Source organism: Paenibacillus aurantius (assembly GCF_032268605.1).
Lineage (GTDB): Bacteria > Bacillota > Bacilli > Paenibacillales > NBRC-103111 > Paenibacillus_AO > Paenibacillus_AO aurantius.
In genome coordinates this window covers 396135-419350 of the sequence record NZ_CP130318.1, presented here as the reverse complement: position 1 = coordinate 419350, position 23216 = coordinate 396135, and the positions used below count along the sequence as shown (strand labels likewise).

General features: G+C 57.0%; 22 protein-coding genes. 1 reads left to right on the top strand and 21 read right to left on the bottom strand.

Features of this window, described 5'->3' with window-relative positions:
• Window positions 1-23: 23 nt before the first annotated feature.
• The 16 genes from ectB to MJA45_RS02045 form a co-directional block, all read right to left on the bottom strand.
• Complete coding sequence (gene ectB / locus MJA45_RS02120) at window positions 24-1316, bottom strand: diaminobutyrate--2-oxoglutarate transaminase (protein WP_315605650.1); 1293 nt, start codon at window positions 1314-1316, stop codon at window positions 24-26.
• A gap of 19 nt (window positions 1317-1335) precedes the next feature.
• A complete protein-coding gene (gene ectA, locus MJA45_RS02115) occupies window positions 1336-1836 on the bottom strand; it encodes a diaminobutyrate acetyltransferase (RefSeq protein WP_315605649.1) in 501 nt (166 codons plus the stop codon).
• Between the two features lie 27 nt (window positions 1837-1863).
• Window positions 1864-2643 (bottom strand): ectoine/hydroxyectoine ABC transporter ATP-binding protein EhuA, encoded by a 780-nt coding sequence (ehuA, locus tag MJA45_RS02110; protein WP_315605648.1) that lies wholly within the window; start codon window positions 2641-2643, stop codon window positions 1864-1866.
• Complete coding sequence (gene ehuD / locus MJA45_RS02105) at window positions 2640-3347, bottom strand: ectoine/hydroxyectoine ABC transporter permease subunit EhuD (RefSeq protein ID WP_315605647.1); 708 nt, start codon at window positions 3345-3347, stop codon at window positions 2640-2642. Before ehuD ends, ehuA begins: the two co-directional genes overlap by 4 nt.
• Window positions 3348-3350: 3 nt before the next feature.
• Window positions 3351-4004 (bottom strand): ectoine/hydroxyectoine ABC transporter permease subunit EhuC, encoded by a 654-nt coding sequence (ehuC, locus tag MJA45_RS02100; RefSeq protein WP_315605646.1) that lies wholly within the window; start codon window positions 4002-4004, stop codon window positions 3351-3353.
• Between the two features lies 1 nt (window position 4005).
• Complete coding sequence (gene ehuB, locus MJA45_RS02095; protein WP_315605645.1) at window positions 4006-4917, bottom strand: ectoine/hydroxyectoine ABC transporter substrate-binding protein EhuB; 912 nt, start codon at window positions 4915-4917, stop codon at window positions 4006-4008.
• Window positions 4918-5379: 462 nt separating this feature from the next.
• Window positions 5380-5856, bottom strand: coding sequence for a DinB family protein (locus MJA45_RS02090; RefSeq protein ID WP_315605644.1), 477 nt, complete (start codon window positions 5854-5856; stop codon window positions 5380-5382).
• Window positions 5857-5996: 140 nt separating this feature from the next.
• Entirely contained in the window at window positions 5997-6854 is an 858-nt protein-coding gene (locus MJA45_RS02085) for a metallophosphoesterase family protein (protein WP_315605643.1), read from the bottom strand.
• Between the two features lie 113 nt (window positions 6855-6967).
• Window positions 6968-8131, bottom strand: a complete 1164-nt coding sequence (locus MJA45_RS02080; RefSeq protein ID WP_315605642.1) for a Gfo/Idh/MocA family protein — start codon at window positions 8129-8131, stop codon at window positions 6968-6970.
• Window positions 8132-8157: 26 nt separating this feature from the next.
• Window positions 8158-9966 (bottom strand): alpha-amylase family protein, encoded by a 1809-nt coding sequence (locus MJA45_RS02075; protein ID WP_315605641.1) that lies wholly within the window; start codon window positions 9964-9966, stop codon window positions 8158-8160.
• The gene (locus tag MJA45_RS02070; RefSeq protein WP_315605640.1) at window positions 9967-11082 is read right to left on the bottom strand and encodes a hypothetical protein; all 1116 of its coding nucleotides are present in this window, start codon (window positions 11080-11082) and stop codon (window positions 9967-9969) included.
• 39 nt (window positions 11083-11121) lie between these two features.
• On the bottom strand, window positions 11122-12000 hold the full coding sequence (locus MJA45_RS02065) for a carbohydrate ABC transporter permease (protein ID WP_315605639.1): 879 nt from the start codon (window positions 11998-12000) through the stop codon (window positions 11122-11124).
• 10 nt (window positions 12001-12010) lie between these two features.
• A complete protein-coding gene (locus tag MJA45_RS02060) occupies window positions 12011-12976 on the bottom strand; it encodes an ABC transporter permease (protein WP_315605638.1) in 966 nt (321 codons plus the stop codon).
• The gene (locus MJA45_RS02055) at window positions 12951-14567 is read right to left on the bottom strand and encodes an extracellular solute-binding protein (protein WP_315605637.1); all 1617 of its coding nucleotides are present in this window, start codon (window positions 14565-14567) and stop codon (window positions 12951-12953) included. Before MJA45_RS02055 ends, MJA45_RS02060 begins: the two co-directional genes overlap by 26 nt.
• Before the next feature lie 155 nt (window positions 14568-14722).
• Window positions 14723-17008 (bottom strand): helix-turn-helix domain-containing protein, encoded by a 2286-nt coding sequence (locus MJA45_RS02050; protein ID WP_315605636.1) that lies wholly within the window; start codon window positions 17006-17008, stop codon window positions 14723-14725.
• A 97-nt stretch (window positions 17009-17105) separates the two neighbouring features.
• On the bottom strand, window positions 17106-17471 hold the full coding sequence (locus MJA45_RS02045) for a YidH family protein (RefSeq protein ID WP_315605635.1): 366 nt from the start codon (window positions 17469-17471) through the stop codon (window positions 17106-17108).
• 132 nt (window positions 17472-17603) lie between these two features.
• On the opposite strand from MJA45_RS02045, the gene MJA45_RS02040 reads away from it, so the two are divergent.
• The gene (locus MJA45_RS02040) at window positions 17604-18146 is read left to right on the top strand and encodes a hypothetical protein (protein WP_315605634.1); all 543 of its coding nucleotides are present in this window, start codon (window positions 17604-17606) and stop codon (window positions 18144-18146) included.
• Window positions 18147-18298: 152 nt separating this feature from the next.
• On the opposite strand, the gene MJA45_RS02035 is transcribed toward MJA45_RS02040, so the two are convergent.
• From MJA45_RS02035 to MJA45_RS02015, 5 genes are all read right to left on the bottom strand, one after another.
• Entirely contained in the window at window positions 18299-18589 is a 291-nt protein-coding gene (locus tag MJA45_RS02035; protein WP_315605633.1) for a hypothetical protein, read from the bottom strand.
• A 12-nt stretch (window positions 18590-18601) separates the two neighbouring features.
• Window positions 18602-19882, bottom strand: a complete 1281-nt coding sequence (locus MJA45_RS02030) for an ArsB/NhaD family transporter (protein WP_315605632.1) — start codon at window positions 19880-19882, stop codon at window positions 18602-18604.
• Between the two features lie 216 nt (window positions 19883-20098).
• Window positions 20099-21373, bottom strand: a complete 1275-nt coding sequence (locus MJA45_RS02025; RefSeq protein WP_315605631.1) for an ABC transporter permease — start codon at window positions 21371-21373, stop codon at window positions 20099-20101.
• Window positions 21348-22268 carry an ABC transporter ATP-binding protein gene (locus MJA45_RS02020; protein WP_315605630.1) on the bottom strand — a complete coding sequence of 307 codons (921 nt, stop codon included), beginning with the start codon at window positions 22266-22268 and terminating at the stop codon, window positions 21348-21350. Before MJA45_RS02020 ends, MJA45_RS02025 begins: the two co-directional genes overlap by 26 nt.
• Complete coding sequence (locus MJA45_RS02015; RefSeq protein ID WP_315605629.1) at window positions 22265-23176, bottom strand: ABC transporter ATP-binding protein; 912 nt, start codon at window positions 23174-23176, stop codon at window positions 22265-22267. Before MJA45_RS02015 ends, MJA45_RS02020 begins: the two co-directional genes overlap by 4 nt.
• Window positions 23177-23216: the final 40 nt, after the last annotated feature.

Genomic DNA, 23216 nt, shown 5'->3' with positions numbered 1-23216 from the left:
TGATTGGTTTAAGGATTGACTTACTATTTCGTCGAATGGTTATGGGCGAGCAGCTCCATGCTCCGCTCCATCATCTGCAGCCCCTGCTTCAGAACCTCGAGCTCAATGGTCAGAGGCGGCATCAGCTTCACGACCTCGCTCCTCGGACCGGACGTTTCCATCACGAGTCCGAGCTGGAAGGCGTGGGAGCATAACTCTTCGGCCATGGCGGGATCGGCAAAAGCAATCCCCTGGATCATGCCTCTACCGCGGAGCTCGCCGTTGAACTGCGGATGCTTCGCGAGCATACCCTCCAGCGCGTCGCGTATCAGGCGGGCCCGCTGCAGGATGTCCATCTCGAAGGAGGCATCCTTCCAGTAGCTAAGCGCCTCGGCCGCGGCCACGAAGCCGAGGTTGTTGCCGCGGAAGGTTCCGTTGTGCTCGCCCGGCTTCCAGGCGTCGATCTCCGGTTTCAGCAGCGTGATCGCCATAGGCAGTCCGTAGCCTCCGATAGACTTCGACAGGCAGATGATGTCGGGCTCGATCCCGGCATGGTCGAAGCTGAAGAAGGATCCGGTGCGGCCGCAGCCCATCTGGATATCATCCAAGATGAGCAGGATGCCCCGGCTTTTGCACAGCCTTTCGATCCTCTGCAGCCAGCCTTTGCTCGCTTCGTTCAGTCCGCCTTCGCCCTGCAGCGATTCCAGGATAATGGCCGCCGGCAATGGCACCCCGCTGCCGGGATCGCCCAGCAGCTTCTCTATATAAGCGGCCGTATCCACGTCTTCCCCGAAATAGCCGTCATAGGGCATGAAGACCGACTGGCTCAGCTCCACACCGGCTCCTTCGCGCTTGAAGGAATTGCCGGTGACGGCAAGCGAACCGAGGGTCATGCCGTGGAAGGCGTTCGTGAAGCACATGATTGTCGTGCGGCCTGTCACTTTCCTCGCTATTTTCATGGCGCTTTCTACAGCGTTCGTTCCGGTCGGCCCCGGAAACATCACCTTGTGATTCCAGCCCCGCGGCTTCAGAATCACTTCCTGGAACCGCTCCAGGAAGGCTTCCTTGGCGCCGGTCGCCATATCCAGGCTGTGGGTAATGCCGTCCTGCAGAAGATAATCCACCAGCTTCGCGCGGATGCGCTCGTTGTTATGGCCGTAATTCAGAGCTCCCGCTCCGGCAAAAAAGTCAATGTATTCGTTGTTGCAGGTGTCCCACAGCTTCGCATTCTTGGCTTTGTGAAACACCGTCGTAAAATTGCGGCAGTAGCTGCGCACTTCCGATTCCAGCTCGTCAAAAACGGCAAGATTGGGCATTTCCAGTACTTGGGTATCCATGTCATTCCTCCATATTGGTTTAGAGTGTGAACGGACCGAGTAAATACAACGTTTCCTCTTCATGCTGGCTTCCCTCAGGAAAAAGAGCGGGCGAATAGCCGCGGCTAAGCGTACATTTCACGCCATATTCTTCCGCAAGCCCGGCGAACATCCGCCGGGAGGCGATATTGGAAGGCGACACGGTCGCTTCCAGGTAGCGAACCGAGCGGTGAACGCTTCGGTTTAGCAGGGTGCGGATGAGCTGCTTCCCGAGTCCCTTCCCCCGGCAGGCCCGGTCCACGGCCACCTGCCAGATGAAAAGGGTGTCGTCCTGCCGGGGCGAGCGAAAGGCCGAGACGAAGCCGGCCAGCTTCCCTTCGGCTTCCGCCACGACGCAGGTGCTGCTGAAATAGTCGCACAGCATCAAGTAGCAGTAAGCCGAATTCAGATCGAGCGTCCCCGCCTCGCGGATGAGCTCCCACACCTTTTCTCCATCTTCCGTCTGGGGACGGCGAAACGTGAACGCCGTTTCCGTCGTCATGAATCTCCCCCCCTTTTTATTTGTGTTTTAGATGCCGCCCGACCGGAACCGCTTCAGAAACTGCTGAAGCCGTTCGCTTTCGGGGCTGCCGAAGATTTGCTCCGGCGGTCCTTGCTCGACAATCAGGCCGTCCGCCCCGAAGATGACCCGGTCCGCGATCTCGCGGGCAAATTCCATCTCGTGCGTAATCAGAAGCATGGCCATCTCGCCCTCTTCGGCAATCTCCCAGATCACCTCCAGCACTTCCCCCACCAGCTCAGGATCGAGAGCCGACGTCACTTCGTCGAACACCATGACCTTGGGCTTCATGACGAGGGCGCGGGCGATCGCCACCCGCTGCTTCTGCCCGCCGGACAGCTGGGCCGGATAGACATCCAGCTTGTCGCCCAGGCCCACCTTGACGAGCATGGCCACGGCCCTCTCCTCGGCTTCGGCTTTGGACAGCTTCAGCACCTTTCTCGGCGCCTCCGTGACGTTGCCTAGCACGGTCATGTGCGGGAACAGGTTGAAATGCTGGAACACCATCCCCACCTTGTTCCTCATCCGGTGCAGGTGCTTCTCGTTGGCCCGGACCAGCCGGTCCCCGTCCCGCCGGTGCCAAAGCAGCTCTCCGTCAAGCTCGATCGTTCCCGCAGTGGGTTCCTCCAGCGTCATCAGCATGCGCCCGAGGGTCGTCTTGCCGGAGCCGCTCGGGCCGATGACGGCCGCCTTCTCCCCGGCTCCGATTTCCAGGTTGATGCCCTTCAGCACCTCGAGCTCGCCGAAGGATTTGGTCACGTCGTTATACTTGACGATGGTTTCTCTCACGGACTCACCTCCTTCTTCTTGACCGTTTGTCCGGCCGCCGCCGGCAGCCTCTCCTGAAGATTCATGCGCTTCTCCAGTCTCTGGATGAGCAGAGACGCCGGGTAGCTGATCAGAAGGAACAACAGGCCGACCATGGTATACGGCTCAAATACCCGATACGACTGCGACACAATATTCTTCGCGGTGAGGAGAAGCTCCACCAGCGTGATCGCCGAAAGAATCGGCGTTTCCTTAAACATGACAATGAGATAATTGCCCATAATCGGAATAATCGGCGGCAGGGCCTGCGGCAGAATGACGCGCCACCAGGTCATCCAGCGCGGGAAATTCAGCGCCGTCGCCGCTTCCCATTGGCCCTTCGGAACGGCCTCGATTCCGGAGCGGTAGACCTCGGACAGATAGGTGCTGTAATGAAGCCCCAGTCCGATGATGCCTACCATGAACGCCGACAGGGAGATCCCCGCCAGCTGGGGCAGGCTGTAATACAGGAACAGCACCTGCACGAGCAGCGGTGTATTCCGGATGAAGGCCAGGATTCCCTTGGCCGGAAGGCAGACGAGCTTCCAGCGGGAACGGACCGCTGCGGCAAAGACGAGCCCTCCGACACAGGCCACGCCGAATCCGCAGAAGGTGGCCAGAATGGTCATCTTCAAAGCGCTGAGCAGCTCCGGCAAAATTTCCGCTGCATAATTCCAATCCCACATGGTCTACACCCTCCCTGCCGTCATTTTTCGTTCCAGGAGCCGTACCAGCAGGGCGATCCCAGCGGAAATGACAAAGTAGAAGACGAGCAGCAGGGTGAGAATTTCCCACGTCCAGGAAATGTAGTTATTCCTCAAGATCATGGCCTGGTAGGTCAGATCGGCCATCGTAATGAAATAGACGAGTGAGGTGGATTTAACCAGCTCGATCATCTGGTTCCCGAAGGGAGGAAGCATACGGACGAATGCCTGCGGAAAAATCACGCGAACCAGCCTCTGGTAAGGAGTCAGGTTAAGGGCGATCGCCGCTTCCCACTGCCCTTTGGGCACAGCCAATATCGAGCTCCGTACAATCTCCGAGCCGTAAGCCCCGAAATTCAGCCCGACCGCCAGAACGGCCGCCGTCAGCTTGGGCAGCTCAAGACCGAGAATCGGCAGGGCGAAATAGAGCCAAAACAGCTGGATCAGGAGGGAGGTCCCCCGGAAAATTTCCACATACACGCCGGTGACGGTTCTTACGATCCACAGCTTGGATAGGCGGCAAAGCCCGCTTACAAAGGAAACAACCAGCGCCAATACAGCTCCCCATGCCGTTACTTTAAGCGTCACCTCCAGCCCGTCCCAGAAGGCGGGCAGGAAGTCCGTCCATGAAGTCGGCATGTTATTTCTTGCACAGGCTCTCGGACGTCGCGTCACCCGGGAGTTCCTGCTCCGTGAATCCGAACTTCTTCAGAATGGTGAGAAGCTCGCCGGAATCCTTCATTTTCTTCAATTCTTCGTTATACGCCTTCTGGAATTCCGTATCGGCTTGGCGGAAAGCGGTGGCGCCGTAGCCGCGCACACTCTTGCCGTCGATCTCCGGCTGCGTGAAATCCGCTACCCGCTCCAGATTGGCGTCCCCGGCCGATTCCAGCATGGACTGCAGAGCCGGTCCTGTCATGGTGACTGCCTGAACCCGTCCGGCCTGAAGGGCACTGACAGCGGAGGCCTGGTCCGGCACCTGGACGATCTGTTCCTTCGCCACTCCGGACTTCTCCAAATAGCCGATCTCAACGGCTCCGGTCATCACCGCCACCTTCACGTCTTTCTTGGAGGCGATGTCCTTGTAGCTCTTCAAGCCCACATCGCTGCCCTTCTTGATGGCAATCGCTTCCCCGATGCTGTATTCCGGATTGGCAAACAGAACCGCGCCGCACCGGTCGGGGTTGATGAACATCCCGGCGGTAATGAGATCGAAACGCTTAGCCTGCAGCCCGCCGATCAGGGAACCGAACTCGGTCAGCTCTCCTTTCATCTCGTTGACCCCTAGCTTCTTCAGGATGACACGGGCAATCTCCACCGCTTCTCCCGTCAATTGCCCATCGGCCGTCTTGTAGGCGTACGGCTTCTCATTCGCGAATCCTACGGTAATAGAGCCTTTCCTCTTGGCTTCGGCCAAGGTTCCGCTTGCGGAGTCCGTGCCTTCCGAGCCTTTTCCGCCGCTGGCCGTATCCCCCGCGCCGGTTTTCTGTCCGCAGGCCGCCAGGGCCAAGCATAGAACCATAAGCAGAACCATCGTAACTGACTTCTTCAACTTCCAACCCATCCTTTCACATTTTCCTTTTAATTTGATTTTACACATCGGAATGCTTGGTTTTACCTCGGTTGTCTTCCTTGTCTTTTTGGCGCTCCGTTCCTTTTCCCTTCTTCGCACCCCCTTCGAAAGGACACGACAAACTTCTGCAAGCCTCCGTGCCTTTCCTGTTCCGGAAAGGAAAGAGCTCTTCCGCTTCCTTGTCTTCTGGATAATTTGGCAAGCGTTGGAGCCTTATGTATCCATACTATAACAAACCTATACCCAACTAACAACCCTCATTAAACAAATAGGTTGTTAGTCTTTTTGTGACCTTGTCCTCCTCCAGGCTCTCACCCTCACCGGTAAGCAGGTTGTATTCTCTGTCCTACCCTGCCTTTAGGATCTCTTCCGCCCGCGACAAAAAGACCCGGTTAGAGAAACCGGGTCTTTCAGGATAGCAGGAAAAGGGGGCGCTGCCCGTTAAAGGGAAAGCAGCGCTTTGTACAGCTTGATCACGCCGAAATGCATGCCTTCGTGATACAGGTCGAGGCTGAGAAAATCCTCGGGAGTCTTCAGCAGCGCCCCCGACGAGGTCCGGTACGGCTCCGGAACCTCTTCCTGCATTCGTCCGCCCAGCGCCTCCCGGATGCGGCCGACCTGCTCCTTCATCAGCCCTTCGATCTCCGGCAGAGCGGGGACTCGGACCGACTCCGGGCGGGTAAGCGGAGAGGTGTTGTACTCAAACTGCTCCTTGTAGCCTTCCGGCAGGTGAAGCGGGAGCCCTATGTACTGGAAGGCATGCCTTTCAAGGACAACGTAAATGTGTCCGAACTGCCAGCGGAGGTTGTTCCGGAACCCTTCCGGAATCCGGTCGGCCTCCTCCTCCGTTATTCCCTGCATGGCCTTCAGCGTCTGCGACCGGACGAAGTCCAGCTGCTTAATCAAAGCATGCTCCATCGTACCAACCCCTGTCCTCGAATGTGGAGCCAGTATACCACGGAACCCGCAGAGAAGCCATCCGTTAGCCCCGACTTGGCTGCCAGGTACAGTTGGCCGCGCAGCGTTCAACGCAGCGTGACGGCAGACAGCCGCGTGGATTAAGCCGTTTGACCGTCACTTTCGGGCTCCCACAAGGCATCCTGATCCAGCTCGCCTCCCAGAGCGACGGCCGGTGGCACGTCGTGGAAGCCCGCGAAGCCGTCCAGGCTCTGCCGGGCCAGGTCATACAGCTTCGGGTCGTTGACCACATGAGAGGTTATGCGGATGGAGCCGGGCAGGATCTCCAGTTCTCTCCAGCACGGCAGGCAGATGGCTGACGCGGTCTGTACATAGGTCCAATTCCCGGCGGATGTGATCGTCTGAATGTGATTGTGGCCGTTGAACCAGAAGCACGGCCCGGCCGCCCCCTGCATGACCGAGAGCAAGGGCTCCGCGTTCTCCACCCTCATCATGTCTTGCTCGGACAAGGCAGTCGTGTCCGGCAAGGGATGATGGGCAAACACCAGCACCGGACGGCCGCCCGCTTGGGCCAGCTGGTTCCGCAGCAGCTCGAGCTGGAGGTCGCCCAGCTGTCCTCCCCAATCCAGCGCGCTCTTCGTCTTACAGGTGTTCAGGAAAACCATAACGGCCGCCTCGGAGTCGATCACCCCGAAGCCGTTCGCGATCGGAGGAGTGGCTCCCCAGGTTTCCGTTGTCTCCGGTCCCGCCGTCAGCAGGTCGTGGTTTCCGGGCACATGAAGAAAGGAGCTTCGCTTGCCGAGGGAGTCAATGATGGCGTACACCGACCGGTATTCTTCCTCCAGCCCATACTGGGTCAGATCCCCCAGGCAGAGGTACCAGTCGGCCTCCGAACCTTCTTCGAAGAAACGGGCCAGATAAGCCCGGTAAAAATCATCCTTCACCGGAAGCTCCGCCAAGGCGGAATAATGAAGATCCGTCATGAGCCGAATACGCAATTTGCTTCATCCTTTCGCAGGTGGGTTGACGAATAAGAAGCCCCTCTCCCGGGCCCGGCTTACTCGTTAAGAACCCCTTCGCCCTTCACAGGGCGGTTTCCTGCCGAATCGGCCTAGCGTCCCCCAAATGGTGACCCCGAAAGGACACCTAAGTCCTCCCCAAGGGAACAGAATCTTCCGTGCTCCGCCGACTCTTTCGCCAGGATTCCCATAAGGGCGCTGGTGAGGCCCGCCTCCAAAGGAATGATCGATTTCTCCCGGCCGGCCAGCATAGCGAGATAGTTGCGGGCAAGCGCCGTGTCTCCTCCGTGGTGCCCTTCCCCAGGCTCAATGTCGTAGGTTTCCACCCGGGGAGAGTGGTGCAGATAGACACGGACCTGCTTCTGGTAGAAATCGAATTCGAGCGTCCCCTTGTAGCCCATGAAGCGGGCTCCGCGGGAAGCGGCCCGGCCCCGAACGAAGAAGTTCTGGCTGTAGGAGACATGCATCCCCGTCTCGTAGCGGATCAGGACGCTTCCCGAGTCCTCGTTGCCCGTATCCTCGGCGAAGCAGCAGCCGTTCCATTCCCGCTCCGGCTCCGGCTTCCGAAGGGCGCTTTCCAAGCAGGTCCGGTTGTCTTCGCAAGCCTCGCAGGTTAAGCCGGCCGGCTTATTCCCTTTGAAGATTTGCTTGGAGGTCATGGCGCACAAGGATATCGGCTTCAGGCCGAGGACTGCATTCAGGTAATCGAAGTCGTGGTTGGCCTTCTGGAGAAACAGGCCTCCCGTTTCCTCCGGATTGCGGTACCAGCTCTGGTAATACACCCGGCCGTAAGGCACATTGTTGTAAGCCTGAACATGCTCCACCGATCCGATTTTGCCCGAATCGATGATCTCTTTTACGAGCTGAACGATCGGCGTGACCCGGAGCGGGAAGGAGACCAGCACTTCCGTCGGATAGGCAAGGGAAGCCTGGTGCAGCCTCTTCCAGTCCGCAAGGTTCGTTGCCACCGGCTTCTCCAGAAAGACGGGAAGCCCTGCGGGAAGCACCTTCAGCGCCATCTCGGTATGAAGGGTGCAGCGGGTGGCGATCATGACCCCGTTCAGGCCGGGCTCGGCTGCCAGCATCTCTTCAGCCGTGTCGTAATAGCGAGGACGGTCGCCGGAATACGGCCATTCCTCTCTCTGCTTCTCGCGGGGATCGACCACCGCCGCCACCCGGCAGCCGGGATCCTGCCTCCCGATTTCTCCTAAGATCGACCGGGCCCGAAGCCCGTATCCTATTACCCCCAGGTTCATGTCTGTCCTCTCTTTCCTGCTGCTAATCAAGTGAATAGGTCGTACAGGTAAGGATTGGCGCCGATTAAATCGGCTTGATACAAATAAACGCCTTGGACATGCTGCTTTCTATACGTTTCATAAGCGGCTTTCAGTTCCCGCGGCGTATGGGCCATCGTGAGGGCTCCCGCCTTCGGGTCGATGCCGGCCAGCCATTTCCAGCCGTCGATACAGCCGAACACCCGTGTTCCGGTAGAACGGCACAGATGAACGTAATGCTCGGTTCGGGGCAGCGGATCGCTTGTCATGAAATTGGACGGAACGATGACGTCCACTACTCCTTCTGCGACACCCTGCTCCATGGCTTCGAAGTACACTGGATGGACGGCGGGTATTCTTACCTTCAGGTCCATCCGTGACCCTGTAATAGCTTCCTTCTCCTTCAGCATCGCCTTGGCCGCCCTTAGGATCGAGACCAGGCTGTCCGTCGTCTGGTTCTTAGGAGAGCGCATGTAGTCCAGGAGCAGCCCGTCGATGGCGTACTCCCGCACCAGCTCACCGAGGACCGCTTTCGCGTAGTCCTGCACCTCCGGCCGGGTGTAATCGAAATCCCCGTCCCGGATCAGACCGACATGCTCCCTCGTGAACCGCTCGGCCAGAGGCGGGATCCACAGATAGGGACGGTTCATGCCGACATTGGCCGTCAACCGGATTCCGGTCCCTTCCAGGGCCCGGACGGTCTCTTTCAGAATGTCGCAGCCGGCCGCCAGCCGGGCCGGATCGTCATTAACCGTCCGGTCATCGGCCTCCGCCGGCAGGTCGAGCCGTTCGAGGAACCGGCTGTGGTGCAGCGATTTCATCCCGATTCGGACGGTCTGAATCGAGATTTCCTGCGGCCGGAGCCGGATAAATTCCTGCAGCATGATCTCATTCATCGTCTCCGCGTCATGAAACCCGTGCAAGGAATAGCTGTAGGGTTCGTAGAAGAGACAGAGCTCCTGGCCTGCCAATTTCCCGTACGCCGCCGAAGACGAGCCCGGCGCCGGGGAGCCTCCGGATGAGGCGGGAACGAGCTTGAGGTAGGAGATCCGGCCCAGCTCCGCCCCCTTCGTCACATGCTCCTGCATGAGGGAAAGCTCCAGGCTTCCTTCGTTCAGCTGCAAGCGGCCGAAGAAGATCTCCAGCCCCTTCTTCCCGTTATGATGGCTCAAATAACGGCTTCCGTTCGTCATGAACCTGGCCCTCGGCCCCCCGTTTATCTTGACGAGGAAGCGGGCGCTGCCTGTCTCCATTCCGAAATACACGTCGTATTCCCCCTGAACGGGGATGGCAATAGAGAGCGGGGGGAGCCGCTCCCCCCGCTTCATGCCGACACTGGTCCCGAAGCGGCTGCTGCGGACATCCCAGCCGCTTCCTTCCGCATAATCCTCCCAGTCGTCCAGGTAGACAGCCCGGCTTCCGGTCAGCTTCAGGTTATGCCGTTCTTCAAATCTCCCCTGCTCCGTAAGGAAAGTAAGCCTCAAGGGGATCGTATGGCCTTCGAATTCCATTACTCCATAGAGATTCCAATAGAAGAGAGGGCCCTCCCCCCTTCCGGATTCCGGAGCGAACCGGACGATGCCGGCCTCGTAAGCCTCTTCCCACAGCTCTCCGGCTCCGTTCAATACCTCCTCGGGATCAAGAGAGGGAATCAGGACGGCAGGCTTCCAGCCCGCGTCCGGAGTACAATATTCCACCCGGCAGGAAAGGCAGCCTTCTCCCGGGGCAAGCCGGAACTCGACAAGCCCGTCTTCCCTCGGTTTGGCCTGCTTCAGCATGGACCGGCTTCTATCCCGGCCTTTCTCGCTCTTCTCCATCTAGAGGATCGGCGTGCCGCTGGCATCCACCCATTGGGTTCCCGTCGACCAGACAGGTTTGTTCAGCCCGGTGTGGAAGACCATGGTGCCCACCGCCACAGAGGCCGCACCCGGCAAGGTAGTGGCATCGAAAGCACCCCCGCTGACTCCCTTCGCATACGAGGCATTCCCGTCCGCCCCGATCCGCACAGCCGTCCCGGATCCGTCCGACTTGGTGATGATCAGGTCGCCGTTATCCTCCTCCAGCTTGAAGGTCCGTGTGTTAGACTTTGTCTTCAGCATGAGGTTGACGTCTCCCCCTGCCTTGCTCTGTTGAATGAGGAAGTCGGTATTGGCCTGGCGGCCGACAAAGTGGAATTCCTTCGAGGGAGAGCCGACATTCCAACCGAAGAATCCGCTGATTTTCTTAACCGTGAACATGGTGGTGAGGGAGGGGGTTCCCGCCACCTTGTTCCCTACAATTTTGAAATCGCTCAGCTCATCGTCCGTCCCGCCGTTGATCGTGTTGGTGCCCTGCCCAATCCCCCAGTTCACTTCGCCCCGGTTGCCGAAGAACACGGTAGCGCGCCGGTTGTTGGCAGTGGCGTCGTTATGCATGATCATAAGGGCCGGATGCCAGTTGCCCATGAACCAGGTCGTGTTGCCGTCATGCTGCCCGTTCTTCTCGTCACCCTCGGTGCTGGAGAAATAGCGGACCTGGTTGCCGTCTCTTGCAAGCGGATTGCTATAGGGGGTGTTGCCCCTCGAATAATCGATTACCGTTATGTTGGTATCGGTCTGAGAGAAGTCCGGATGCGTGGTCACATCGTTGCGGCTGTAGCCGTATTCGACCGTCACCGGTACGATCACCACTCCCCCGCCCTGGCCGTCGGCAAAGGCGATGGCTGCCTGCAGGGCAGCCTTGTTCTCCACCGGGGTCTTATCGGGGGCCGCTCCGAATTGCGCGACGTCAATATAAGCGCTTACGCCCTGGCTGTTGACCGATTGGTGCTCCAGCCCGTTCTCACTTTTTGCCAATACCCCTTTGGTGGCGAATCCCGGGAGCAGCAGAGCGACTGAGGCGGCCAGTACCAGCCATTTGGCCGATTTCCGTTTAGCTTTAGAAGAAAGGGTCATGTTCCTAATTCCTCCTTAAAGTATGAATCGGATCAAGCGTTAGCCTTTGACGGCGCCGATCAGGACGCCTTTCACGAAATACTTCTGCAGAAACGGGTACAGGAACAGAATCGGAACCGTCGAAACGATGATCATGGCGTACTTGATGACCTCGCTTATCCCCGCCTTATCCATCCCCTGGACATCGGTGGTCATGGCGTCCGTGCTGGATGTGATGAGAATCTCCCGCAGGACAAGCTGCAGCGGAAACAGGTCGCGGTCCCTCAAATAAACAAGCGCCGTGAACCAGGAGTTCCAGTGGCTCACCCCGTAGAACAGAACCATAACCGCGATAACGGGCAGGGACAGTGGTAGGATAAGCCGGAAGAGAATCGTATAATCGTTCGCCCCGTCTATCTTGGCCGCTTCCTCCAGATGCACCGAGATGCCCTGAAAAGCCGTTCTCATAATAATGAGGTTATACGTGCTGATCGCCGACGGAATGATAAGCGCCCACCGGCTGTTCAGCATCCCAAGCTCCGAAACGAGCAGATACGTGGGAATCAGCCCGCCCCCGAAAAACATGGTGAAGACGATCATCATCATGATGGGGTTCTTCAGCATCAGGGATTGCCGGGACAACCCGTAGGCGCCGAGCGCCGTCATGAAAATGTTGAAGGCGGTCCCCACGACGACATAGAACAAGGTGTTCAAGTACCCCCGGATCAGCATCGGGTTGTTAAAAACCAATTCATAGGCCTGAAAGCTGAACCCGAGAGGATACATAAGCAGCCCCCGGTGCTGAACCAGCCGGTCGGCTTCGCTTAAAGAAGCGAACAGCACATAAAGAAACGGATACAAAGTCACGAGGCACAAAATCAGCAGCAGCGTATTGTTCACGAGCTGAAAGAGGCGTTCGCCTGAAGTCATTTTTCCCATGGGATCCTCCTTACCATAGCTTGGTCTCCGTATAACGGCGGCTCAGCCGGTTAGCCAGAATCAGCAGGGCGAAGTTAATGACCGAATTAAACAGGCCCACGGCCGCACTGTAGCTGAAGTCCGAATCCAGTATCCCCCTCCGGTACACATAGGTTCCGATCACATCGGCCGTCTCGTAGGTGGAGGAGTTGTACAGCAGCAGAATTTTATCTGTGCCGACCGCCATAAAGCTTCCGATTTGCAAAATGAGCATGATGATAACGGTGGGCAGAATGCCCGGAATGGTCACGTTCAGCACCTGCCGGAAACGTCCCGCCCCGTCCACCTTGGCGGCTTCGTACAAGGTAGGGTCGATGGCGGAGATAGCCGCCAGGTAGATGATCGATCCCCAGCCTACGTTCTGCCAGATGCCCGACGCGATGTACACGGTCCGGAACCAGGCCGGATCGCTCAGGAAGGCGGCCGGCTCCCTTCCCGTCCAGGTCAGCAGCTGGTTGACCAGGCCGTCCCGGGACAAGAAGTCGATCAGCATCCCGGAAATGATCACGATCGAGATGAAGTGAGGCAGATACGTGACCGTTTGGACCAGGCGCTTGAACGAGCTTCGGCGCACCTCATTGAGCAGCAGCGCCAGAACGACCGCAGCCGGAAAGGCAAAGAGCAGCTCGTAGAGGCTCAACAGCAGCGTGTTCTTCAGCAGGCGTCCGAAATAATAGCTGTTAAAGAAATCCTTGAAATAATCGAAGCCAACCCATGGGCTTCCCAGGAAACCCCGGGTGGGAGAGAACGCCTTGAAGGCGATCTGCACCCCGTAGATCGGGCCGTAATGAAAGATTAGGTAATAAGCGACGACGGGCAGCAGCATGATGTAAACATGCCGGTTGATCCGGATATCGCGCCACAGCCGCCGGGCATAAGACGGCTGGCGATAGCGGCGGGCGACCCGCTCCCTAGGAACGCTTGTTGAGGCGCTCAAGTGCTTTTTGCTGGGTCTGGATGACTTTGTCTATGCCCATTTTCTGGATGGTGCCCACATACTTGTCGAAGGAATCGATCGGCTCCATCCCCATAATGAATTTGTTGACCATCTCCGAGTAATAGGTCTTGATATCGTTCATGCTCGAAGACATTTCGGAGCTTTCCTGGCTGGTCAAAGTGAGTGACGGGAGGAGCTTGGCATGGTCCGCCTTCATCCAGGTTTCGATGGCCTGCTTCTGGAAAGGCTCCGGGGAAAACTGCTCCGTTAGCCCTTTATCCACCACATAAGGGCCGGAGAACGAACCGTGGCTGTACTTGGCGATGGCCTGGCTGACCGGAAGGTTGGTCGGCGAGGTGGTGATCTCCTTGGTCAGGGTCGGCTTGCCGTTCACCATCGTATAGCTCTGGCCTTCGATGCCGTAATTGAACAAGAGGTGCCCTTCGGGACCGTAAGCGTAATCGAGCCATTTCACGATTTGCTCCGGATTTTTGGCATTCGCCGAAATGGCCGCCCCGGTGCCGATAAACGGAGCGTTCATCTGCCCGACCGACATGCCGCCCTGCTTCAAGGCCGGATAAGGAACACCCACGAGGTTAAAGTCGGGGTATTTCGGCTTCATCAGGGAGGTGTAGCTGCCAAGCCCCGCTCCCACGTTCATGGCCATGGCGCCTACCAGGTTGCCGGTCATTTTGGCATCCTTCAGCTTCTGGTCCATGGTGGCGAAATCTTTATCGATCAGGCCTTCCTTGTACCACCGGTTCATCACGGTCAGGAACTCCTTGAACTCCGGCTGGATCGGACCGAACTTGACCTTGCCCTGATCCTGATAGAAGCCCGATGTAATGCCGTAGGCCCCGATAAAGGCATGGCCGAAATCCATGACCTTCAAATCGAGAAGCAGCGGGACCTCGTCCTTTTTGCCGTTCCCGTTCGGATCGCCGTCCCGGATCGCCGTCAGCGTCTTCTCCCATTCGTCGATTGTCTGGGGAACCGGCAGCTTCAGCTTGTCGAGCCAATCCTTGCGGATGGCCGGCCCGTTGTATACCCGCTGAAACTCCTCCTTCGAGAAGTAAGGGAAGACATAGATATTGCCTTCATCCGTCATGATCTGCTTCTTCAGTTCCGGATCGTCTTTAAGAATTTTGGATAGGTTAGGCGCATGCGCGTCGATCAGCTCGTTCAGCCGAAGGATCTTCTTCTCCTTGATGGCGTTATCCGGGCCTTTCGAGACCGCCGCCCACGTATGCTCGATCACGTCCGGAAGCTGCCCGGAAGCAAGCAAAAGGTTAAACTGGTCGTTGTGCTGGCCGACCGGAGGATGCTGAAAGTCCACCACGGTGCCGGTGCGCTTCTGAAGCTCCTGGTAAACCCCCATTTCATTGAAGCTTTTCATCGTAGCGGCTACATTGGCGTTCATGGCTACCCAATAGCTAAGCTTGGCCGGGTAGGCCACTTCCTTCGGAGCCGCACTCGGCGAGCTCTGCCCTTCCTGGCCTTTGGCCGTCTCCCCCGGCGTCTTTCCGCTGCAGCCGGTCAGCGCTGCGGCCGCCATGGCCGGAATGACGAGCGATGAGATCCACTTTTTCAAACAGACACACTCCCCTTTTTGCTTTCGTGAACCGGTTTCCCGGCCTGCTCCCACTGTACCTTAATAGAAAAGCCCCCGGGAAGAAACGATGCTTCCCGGAGGCATACAAGTTTAAGATTTTGAGGAAACCATTCTTAAGATGGAGAAACCGTTCTTCACCTTCCCCGGGTTTCCCGGTATTGACCTGGGGTAATGCCCTCCCATTTCTTGAACACACGGCCGAACCCGATATGGTTCGCGTACCCCACCTGGCGGGAAATGTCACCGATCGTCATATCGGACTCCGTCAGCAGCGATTTCGCCGCCTCGATCCGGCAGCGGGTCATATACTCCGACAGGTTGATCCCGCTTTGCTTTTTGAAGAAGGTGGACAGGTAGGGCGGGGTAAAGCCGAACTCCTCCGCCAACAGGTTCAGGCTCAGGTTGCTGTCCCCGTAGTGCTGTCCGATATACTCCACGATTCGGCGGTAGACGGCCTGCCCGGAATCGGATCGCTCCTCCTTCACGGTATCGCATAGTAGCTTCATTCCGGACTTGATTAAGGCGAGCATCTCCTCCGCCGTCGTACACTTCGCTATGGCCTGGGCAAGCGTTGAGAAATGAGTTTCCAGGTTGTCGTTCGGGGAATCGAGCAGGTGAACCACCTTCAGGAAGGTTCCGGCCATGTCCTGGAAGAGGGACCGTCCGAGCTCGGGAGAAATTTCATTGCGTATAAAGTTAACCTCGTAAACGTGATCCAGAGCCTGCTCCGCACGGGCATAATCGCTCGTTTTAATATAGTTAATGATCTGAACCTCGTTCTCCATCGGATAGTAATACGAGAATCTTTTCTGGTTCTTGTGATGGCTGTAGTAGATGGTCGAGTTGGAGCCTTGCGTCAGCCGGTATTCAAGTGCCGTCAGGGCTTCCGTATAGCATTTGGCTATCCCTTCGGCCCCCTCGTGGCTTGAGCTGACGGCGGCTGTGAACTGGATACGGAATTTCTGTTCGACCAATGGCTTCAGCTTCTCAAGCCACGTCCCCCACTCCTCATCATGGCTGGAAGTAGTGCCGTCGAGCAGAACCGCCAGCCGGTTGCGGCCGAGCTCCACGACAAAGCTTCCGGGCGAGACGGAGTCCTCCAGCAGGTTGGTGAGCACGAACCGGACCAAGGCCCACTCCTGCTCGCTGTCGTTCTTCACGAAGTTCTGGCAGTTCTCAATCTCGATCAGCACCACTCGGAAGGAACGGGAATCCAGGGATCCGCCGATCATCTTCAAGGTCTCGGCATCCCTATCCGACGGCCGGGTATGCCCCAGGAGCAGCCGGGTCAGAAGATGGGCCTTCGCGGCCGGCATCTGCTTCAGCAGCGTTTCCCGCAGCGTCTGCTCTTCGTTCATCGAACGGATCACGGCATTCTGGATGAACTCGTATTCATTGCCGGCGCTTTCGCCGTATTCCGATCTCCGGTTCAGGATGGAACGCACCACCTCGCGGACCGGCTTGTAGCTGCGGTAAGTAAGAAGCAGAGACAACGCGAGCCCACAAAGAAGATAGAGTCCGAACAGGGACAGCGACCCGTATTTGACGGCGTCCACCTTCTTCATCACGATGGCTTCGGGAACGACCGAAACGTACTTCAGCCGGTTCTCCCCCGACAGAGAGGTCACCAGGTAAGTGGAACCTTCGTCTTCGTAAGAGAAAGACCCTTCCCGGACAGCCAGACGCTTCCTCAAGTCTTCCGGCAGGGTCCGAACTCCCGCCGTTCCGGTGAGGACTTCCTGCTTCTCATTCAGAACATAGACGGCCCCTTCCCCCGCCCATTCCACCGGCTCCAGCATGCTGTTCATCTTCTGTTCATTGATCAGCATGACGAGTCCAGCGGCCGGACGGCCGGTTTCATCCAGCGGGTAGGTTTGCACGTAAGGGATGACGCGCTTCGTGGAATCGATCTGGTTCACGGTCGTCACCGGGTACAGAGCCTTAGCGTGAAAGCGCGAAAGCCTCTCAGGCATGCTCTCGGCGATGCCTTCGAACCGCTGGATCCGTTCATAGTACAGCGTCGCGTCTGTTTTCAAGCCGGAAGTCAAGACGCTCCCCGCCTTAGGGAAATAGAGATGAAGAGAGTCAATGTAATCGTTTACATTTAAAATGCCGGATAGCTCCTTCATGAGCTCCACATAATGCAGCTGGTCCTCGCCGTGATTGTTTCCGGCATTGTCCATCAGCCACTTGAAGTTCGGCTCAAGCGAAAGCTGGAGAAGGATCCGGTTCAGCTCCGTCAACCGGCTGTCCGTGTTCCGGCGGGCCTGCTCCAGCAAGCCGGTGTTGGCTTTATTGGCCTGTTCGGCCAGGACCCGCTCCATTCTTTGGTAGATATACCCGCCTACGGTTACCGGGAGCAGGAGCAGGAACAAATAGGAGATCAGAATGGTCAGCCACACTTTTCTGCGTTTCAGCATCTTTCCCCTCCGCTCGCTGCAAGCTGTTGTGGTGGTCTTATTCATTGTAGTCCAGCCCGCTCGCTTTACCAAGCCTTCTTTTGAAAAAGGAGAGGGGCTACCCATAAAGCATAAGAATGACAAGAAGCACAAGCAAGCCGCATATGACCCCCAGGGCAAAAACCAGCGTCCAGACCGGCACAGAAGCGGACCGGTATTCTCCCTGGCTAATCCCTTTCTTCTTGCGGAAATAATCCCGGGCCGCCAGAATGAGAACGCCCGCGCCCAGAAGCACGGCCCCGATTCCTCCGATGGAGGCCACAAGGGCGCCGGCCGAAACGGTCTCGCCGGACCGGTTGACCAGCCCGGCGGTCAGAAAGCCGAGTCCGATAATCGCGATGCTCGTGCGGACCCAGGCGAGGAAGGTCCTCTCGTTCGCCAGATGCTGCTGAATGTATTTGGATTCATCCATGTACTCCTCCACCGAACTTTCCTCCTGTTCGCACTTGGATTATCTTATTCTTTACCCATCGGGCACCGTTACTGCCGCTCCCCAAGCAGGAAATGGAATAAATCCCCTACAATAAGCGAAAGCTTATACGAGGAGGTGTGTGGCTTGTTACTATCCAGCCTGCTGCTGTCTGCCGTCGTATTCCTTGCCGGTCTTGCTCCTGCCGATCCAAACAGAGAACTTCCGAAACAAACCGTAAGGGCACTCCAGAAGATTCAATCTGAAAGCAAGGAAACTGCAACGATCCAGTGGAATTCCCTGACGCACTCCCCTCAGCGGGTAACCGGGAAATTAACCGAGCCTTCGGCCCATTCCCCCGGTTGGATTGCCTATGAGTATTTGGAGAGGCACAAAGGCCTTTATGGGCTTAAACGGGTAAAGGAAGACCTTCAGATAACCAAGGTGGAGCCCGACGGTTCATCTGTTATCGTCTATTTTCAGCGCATGCTTTACAAAACGCCGGTATGTGACGATCAACTGGTCGTGGAACTCGATATAGACGGGGTGATCCGGCGGATCGAAGGCACTTTGCATACCGGTTTAGAGAAGCAGAGATTGGGCAGACCCATGTATCCGGCCGTCACCCAAGAGGAGGCCCGGGATCTGGCAAAAGCTCACGAGGAATCGCTGCCCCCTCCACCCCCGTAAGCATCGAGTCCTGCTACCTGGCCACCAGAACCGGCGTTCCCTTGGTCCATGTGGCCACTTATGAGAAAGAAGGCCGTCCGGTTTCGCTCAAGATACATTCGCTGACCGGACAGGTCATTCCCTAGAACAGTCTCCCGGGGGGAACCCTCGGTCTAATGGGTTTCCTCCTTCCATTCCGCTTTGGTCAGCAAGCGATGCTTCAACAGCTGCAGGATAAAATCTTCATAATAGTCCTTTCTGACAATTACACGGTATTCATGCTGGGGAAACGTGTAAAGAAAGACATCCGTAATCACGTCATTTTCTTCAAAGACCTGCTGCACCGCCTTCATGGTCTCGTAATAAGCCTCCGCTATCACGCGAATGGAGAATTCGATATCCTTTCCATTCTCCGTCTCTTTAATATCCACGATTTCCGGTTTCCACTCATAAACCATCTTCATGTTCCTTCCCCCTTAAAGTAAATATCGGAAATACAGGTAGAGGTTCGCCAGAACCACCGACAACAGCATAATGGGAAACCCGTATTTCATAAATTGTACGAATTTGATGGGATATCCTTCTTTACCCGACATGCCGGCTACAATCAAGTTGGCGCTGGCTCCGATCAACGTGCCGTTTCCTCCAAGGCACGCCCCCAAGGCAAGACTCCACCACAGCGGCTCCAGGTTCTCTACGCCCATGTTCCCCATTTCCTGAATCATCGGAATCATGGTCGCCACAAAGGGGATGTTATCCAGAAAGGCGGAGGCGATGGCACTGAGCCACAGAATCAGCATGGAAGTGGCCACCGGATTCCCGCCGGTTAATTCAATCGCCTTCACGGCCAGCTCGGCGATCACGCCGGTATCAATCAAGCCGGAGACCAGGACGAACAGGCCGACAAAGAAGAAAATGGTGGTCCATTCCACTTTCGTAAACGCTTCTTCCATCGTGTGTTCGCCCGTTAGGAGAAGAAGGAGGAAAGCACCGGCCAAGGCGACAGTGGCCGATTCCAGATGCAGCATCTGATGCAGGAAGAACCCGAGGATCGTCAGTCCCAAGACGCTCAAGCTTTTTACCAATAACGTCTGATCGGTGATAACCTCCCTTTCATTGACCTGCATGATGCTTTGCTTCAGCTCCGGTGTGGTCTGAATCTGTTTGCGGAACATCAAGACGAAGATCGGGAGGGTGACGACCAGAATTACCGCCGCAATGGGAGCCAGATTATAAATAAAGGCCATGAACGTCAGTTCTTTAACGGCACTTCCGATCATGATGTTCGGCGGGTCGCCTATCAAGGTAGCGGTGCCCCCGATGTTGGAAGCGAGAATTTGAGTGATTAGATAAGGAACGGGATTCACCTGCAGCTGCCGGGTGATGCTGAAGGTTACCGGCACCATTAGCAGCACCGTTGTTACGTTATCCAGGAAGGCGGAGCCGACGGCGGTAATGAGGACAAGGGCAAGCATAATCCTTACAGGGTCACCCTTGGAGAGCTTGGCTGCCTTTAAAGCCAGGTACTTGAAAAGACCCGTTTCAGCCGTAATGCTAACAATAATCATCATCCCGATCAACAGGCCCAGCGTATTAAAGTCGATGTGGTGGAGAGCCGCCTCCTGGTCTACGATCCCAAGAACAATCATAAGGACCCCGCCGATCATCGCCACGATGGTGCGGTGGATTTTCTCGGCGATGATCATGGCGTACGTAATAAGAAAGATGCCGATTGCCAACACAGCTTGCTGTTCCATAAGGACCTCCTCGTCGTTCTGCTCTTTGGTATTCTTTCCTCTAACGGAATAAATCATATTTCGATCCGGTTTTTTCCACAAAAAAAGAGCCCCAACCAGGGGCTCTCCGAAAAAAACAAGGAGGTGCCCTTGGTGACAGGCTCCTCCGGATTTCAAAATATGATTACTGTTAGTTTATAGGGTCCCTTCCCCGATGTCAAGAAAGGCTCCAGCCCGCTACGCTCGAAAAGCCTGCATCGCTTTGCGGACCTCCTTGAAGCTGGGCCGTTTGCCGTACAGGAGAACGCCGGTCCGATAGATTTTAGCCGACAGCCAGCCGACGAAGAGAATCGTCACCACCAGAACCCCGATGGACAGCCAGACCTCCCAGGCTGCCGGATTCGCCATTCCGATGCGCAGGAACATCACCGCCGGGGTGAAGAACGGAATGAAGGACGCGACCGTGACGAATTCCGAGCTCGGAGCATTGGTGCCGAAGATGCCGATGTAGAAGCCCGCCAGCGCGAGAATCGTAATGGGGGCAATCGCCTGGCCAAGCTCCTCGGTACGGCTGACAAGCGAGCCGACGGCGGCGCAGAGCATGGCGTACAGGAAGAACCCGAGCAGGAAGAAAAGCACAAAATACCCATACAGCTGAGGAGGAGCGTCTCCGAAATCCAGGTCGATTCCTTTGAAGTATGACGCGTTATGCGGAAGATTCAGGTTAATCACGACCACAAGGACATAGACGCCGATCTGCAGCAGGCCGATCAGGAGGGTGCCGAGCACCTTGCCGTACAGCTGCTTGACCGGAGAGATACTGGAGACGAGAAGCTCCATCACGCGGGAGCTCTTCTCCGAGGTGATCTCCATCGCAATCATGTTCCCGTACATGTAGACCATCATGGAGACGAGGATCAACAGCGCGTAGACGAGAATGTAGGAAACGATCATCTGGGAGCGGGTCCGGCCGTCTCCGTTATCCACCTGAATGCTCGTCAGGTCGACGGGCGCATTCAACTTGGCGAGCTGCTCGGCCGTCAGGCCGGCCCCTTTAAGCAGCTGCGCCTGCTTGACGGCTTGAAGCGCCGGAGCCAGGTCGCCGGTAACTCCGTTCTCCATGAAGGATCCGGCCGATTTGTAGGTCGCCTTGGGGAATCCCGCCGCTTTGTCTTCGGTCAGCTCGAGGAAGCCTTTGATTTCCTTGGCCTCGATTCGTTCCTTAATCAACCGGTCATTCGCTGCGGCGCTCCCTTGGTCAGGAATTTTGACCAGCTCGATGGACGGCTTCTCCTGGGCGCCGAAATACGCCTCTAATCCGCTGACCACCTCCGACGGCCGGTCCCATACCCCTACCTTGTCGGCTTTGCCGCTCGAGAAGGAGGAGATGAGGGAAGGCAGGTTGATGCCGATACTTAAGACGATTAAGAGAATAAGAGAGGTCACTAGAAAGGACTTGGTCCGGATCCGGTTCAGGAATGTGAACTTAATGACCGACAGCAGACTGTTCATGGTCTTTCCCCACCTTTTTAATAAAAATTTCCGTTAACGTCGGCTCCATCACCTGAAAACGGGACACGTCCGTCTGCGCAAGGGCCCTCTGAAGAATTTCTCTTCCCGCCGAGGCCGCATTAATCCGAATCTCGTACCGGCCTTCCTTCTCCTCCACAGACAGAACGCCCGGAGTCGAGGAGAGCCCTTTTACCGGACCGGCCGTTTCCAGCACAATCCGCTCTTTCGGGTAGCCTGCTTTGATCTCTTTGATTTTGCCCTTCAGCACAAGGTTCGACCGGTGCAGGATGCAGATGTTCTCGCACAGCTCCTCGACATGGTCCATGCGGTGGCTGGAGAAGAGAATCGTTTTGCCTTCGTCCCGCAGGTGCAGGACGGACTTTTTCATGAGCTCCACGTTCACGGGATCCAGCCCGCTGAACACTTCGTCGAGGATAACGATCTCCGGATCATGAATGACGGCGGCGATAAACTGGATCTTCTGCTGGTTCCCTTTGGACAGCTCCTCCACCTTCTTGCCGTAATACTCCGGGACCTCGAACTCCTCGAGCCACCTCTTCAGGCGGCGGTCGGCCTCCTTCCGCGGCATGCCGCGAAGCTCCGCCAAATACAGAATCTGCTCGTTCACCTTCACCTTCGGATAAAGCCCGCGTTCCTCCGGCAGGTAGCCCATGATCCGCCTCAGCTCATCCCGGTAGGCCCGTTCTTTCCAGCGGATAGATCCCCCGTCAGGCGCGATTAGGCCAAGCACCATGCGCATGGTGGTCGTTTTACCTGCCCCGTTTCCCCCGAGCAGCCCGAAAATTTCCCCTTCCTTCACCTCGAAGGAAATGCCGTTGACCGCCCGTTTGTCCGCAAAATTCTTCACCACGTTCTCCAGCTGCAGTGCATTCATGCTCTCTTCTCCTCCTTGCTTCTTCGGGACGCCGCTTCCGTTCTGCCCGTCAGAAAGCCCATGATTTCTTCGAGCTCCAGCGCTTGGGAACGGAATACCTGTCTGCCTTTCTGCGCCAGATAGGCCTGTACCGCACCGGGATCGTCGGTAACGATCCGCATCGGTTCTTCTTCGAGCAGGACCGTTCCGGGAAGGCCAGCGCACACTTCCTCCGGCAGCTCTTCGGTCCAGATCCGCTTCCAGTCCGTCAGGAGAGCATCCTTCTCGAAAGGTCCGTAAGCCCGGCCCCGGTCAAGAAACACCACATAGTCGGCGAGGCGCCTGACCTCGTCCATGTTGTGGCTCGCCATCAAGATCGTGCCGGCCCCCTCCTCCATATACCGGCCGATCTCTTCGATCATGACCAGCCAAGCCAAAGGATCGAGACCGGAGGAAGGCTCGTCGAGCAGAAGCAGCTCCGGCCGATAAGAGAGGGCGACGGTCAGCGCCAGCCGTCTCTTCATTCCCGTTGACAGCTTGCGAAGCTTGGCGCTGACTGGGAGCTCGAACCGCTCCATCAAGTTCCGGCACAAAGCGGCACCCCAGCCCGGGTACCACTCCGCATAGAAATCCATCGCTTCGCCGACGGTCCTCGCGTAAGGATGAATCAGCACCGGATCGGCCACGTAGCCGATCCTCGTCTTGATCTCCTTCTCCTGAAGGGCCGGGTCTTGGCCGAACAGCCTCACTTCCCCCCGGTCGGGCTTCAGCATGTTCATGGCCATTTGGAACAGGGTGCTTTTGCCTGCGCCGTTGGAGCCGACCAGTGCCATAATATACCCCCGCTCCAGTTCCAGGCTGACCGGACCCAAAGCAAAATCTCCGCCGTACTGCTTCTCTATGTTACGATAAGACACCATCGTCTCCATGCTTCCACCCTTTCCAGACCGCCGTTCCTGGCCTCCGTTC

Excerpts from the sequence above, each read along its gene's own strand:
- MJA45_RS02065 (WP_315605639.1), bottom strand. The coding sequence starts at position 12,000 with ATGGGAAAAATGACTTCAGGCGAACGCCTCTTTCAGCTCGTGAACAAT.
- MJA45_RS02075 (WP_315605641.1), bottom strand. The coding sequence starts at position 9,966 with ATGGAGAAGAGCGAGAAAGGCCGGGATAGAAGCCGGTCCATGCTGAAG.
- MJA45_RS02030 (WP_315605632.1), bottom strand. The coding sequence starts at position 19,882 with ATGGAACAGCAAGCTGTGTTGGCAATCGGCATCTTTCTTATTACGTAC.
- ectB (WP_315605650.1), bottom strand. The coding sequence starts at position 1,316 with ATGGATACCCAAGTACTGGAAATGCCCAATCTTGCCGTTTTTGACGAG.
- MJA45_RS02080 (WP_315605642.1), bottom strand. The coding sequence starts at position 8,131 with ATGAACCTGGGGGTAATAGGATACGGGCTTCGGGCCCGGTCGATCTTA.
- MJA45_RS02035 (WP_315605633.1), bottom strand. The coding sequence starts at position 18,589 with ATGAAGATGGTTTATGAGTGGAAACCGGAAATCGTGGATATTAAAGAG.
- MJA45_RS02050 (WP_315605636.1), bottom strand. The coding sequence starts at position 17,008 with ATGCTGAAACGCAGAAAAGTGTGGCTGACCATTCTGATCTCCTATTTG.
- ehuD (WP_315605647.1), bottom strand. The coding sequence starts at position 3,347 with ATGTGGGATTGGAATTATGCAGCGGAAATTTTGCCGGAGCTGCTCAGC.
- MJA45_RS02025 (WP_315605631.1), bottom strand. The coding sequence starts at position 21,373 with ATGAACAGTCTGCTGTCGGTCATTAAGTTCACATTCCTGAACCGGATC.
- MJA45_RS02020 (WP_315605630.1), bottom strand. The coding sequence starts at position 22,268 with ATGAATGCACTGCAGCTGGAGAACGTGGTGAAGAATTTTGCGGACAAA.
- ectA (WP_315605649.1), bottom strand. The coding sequence starts at position 1,836 with ATGACGACGGAAACGGCGTTCACGTTTCGCCGTCCCCAGACGGAAGAT.
- MJA45_RS02015 (WP_315605629.1), bottom strand. The coding sequence starts at position 23,176 with ATGGAGACGATGGTGTCTTATCGTAACATAGAGAAGCAGTACGGCGGA.
- ehuC (WP_315605646.1), bottom strand. The coding sequence starts at position 4,004 with ATGCCGACTTCATGGACGGACTTCCTGCCCGCCTTCTGGGACGGGCTG.
- MJA45_RS02090 (WP_315605644.1), bottom strand. The coding sequence starts at position 5,856 with ATGGAGCATGCTTTGATTAAGCAGCTGGACTTCGTCCGGTCGCAGACG.
- MJA45_RS02070 (WP_315605640.1), bottom strand. The coding sequence starts at position 11,082 with ATGACCCTTTCTTCTAAAGCTAAACGGAAATCGGCCAAATGGCTGGTA.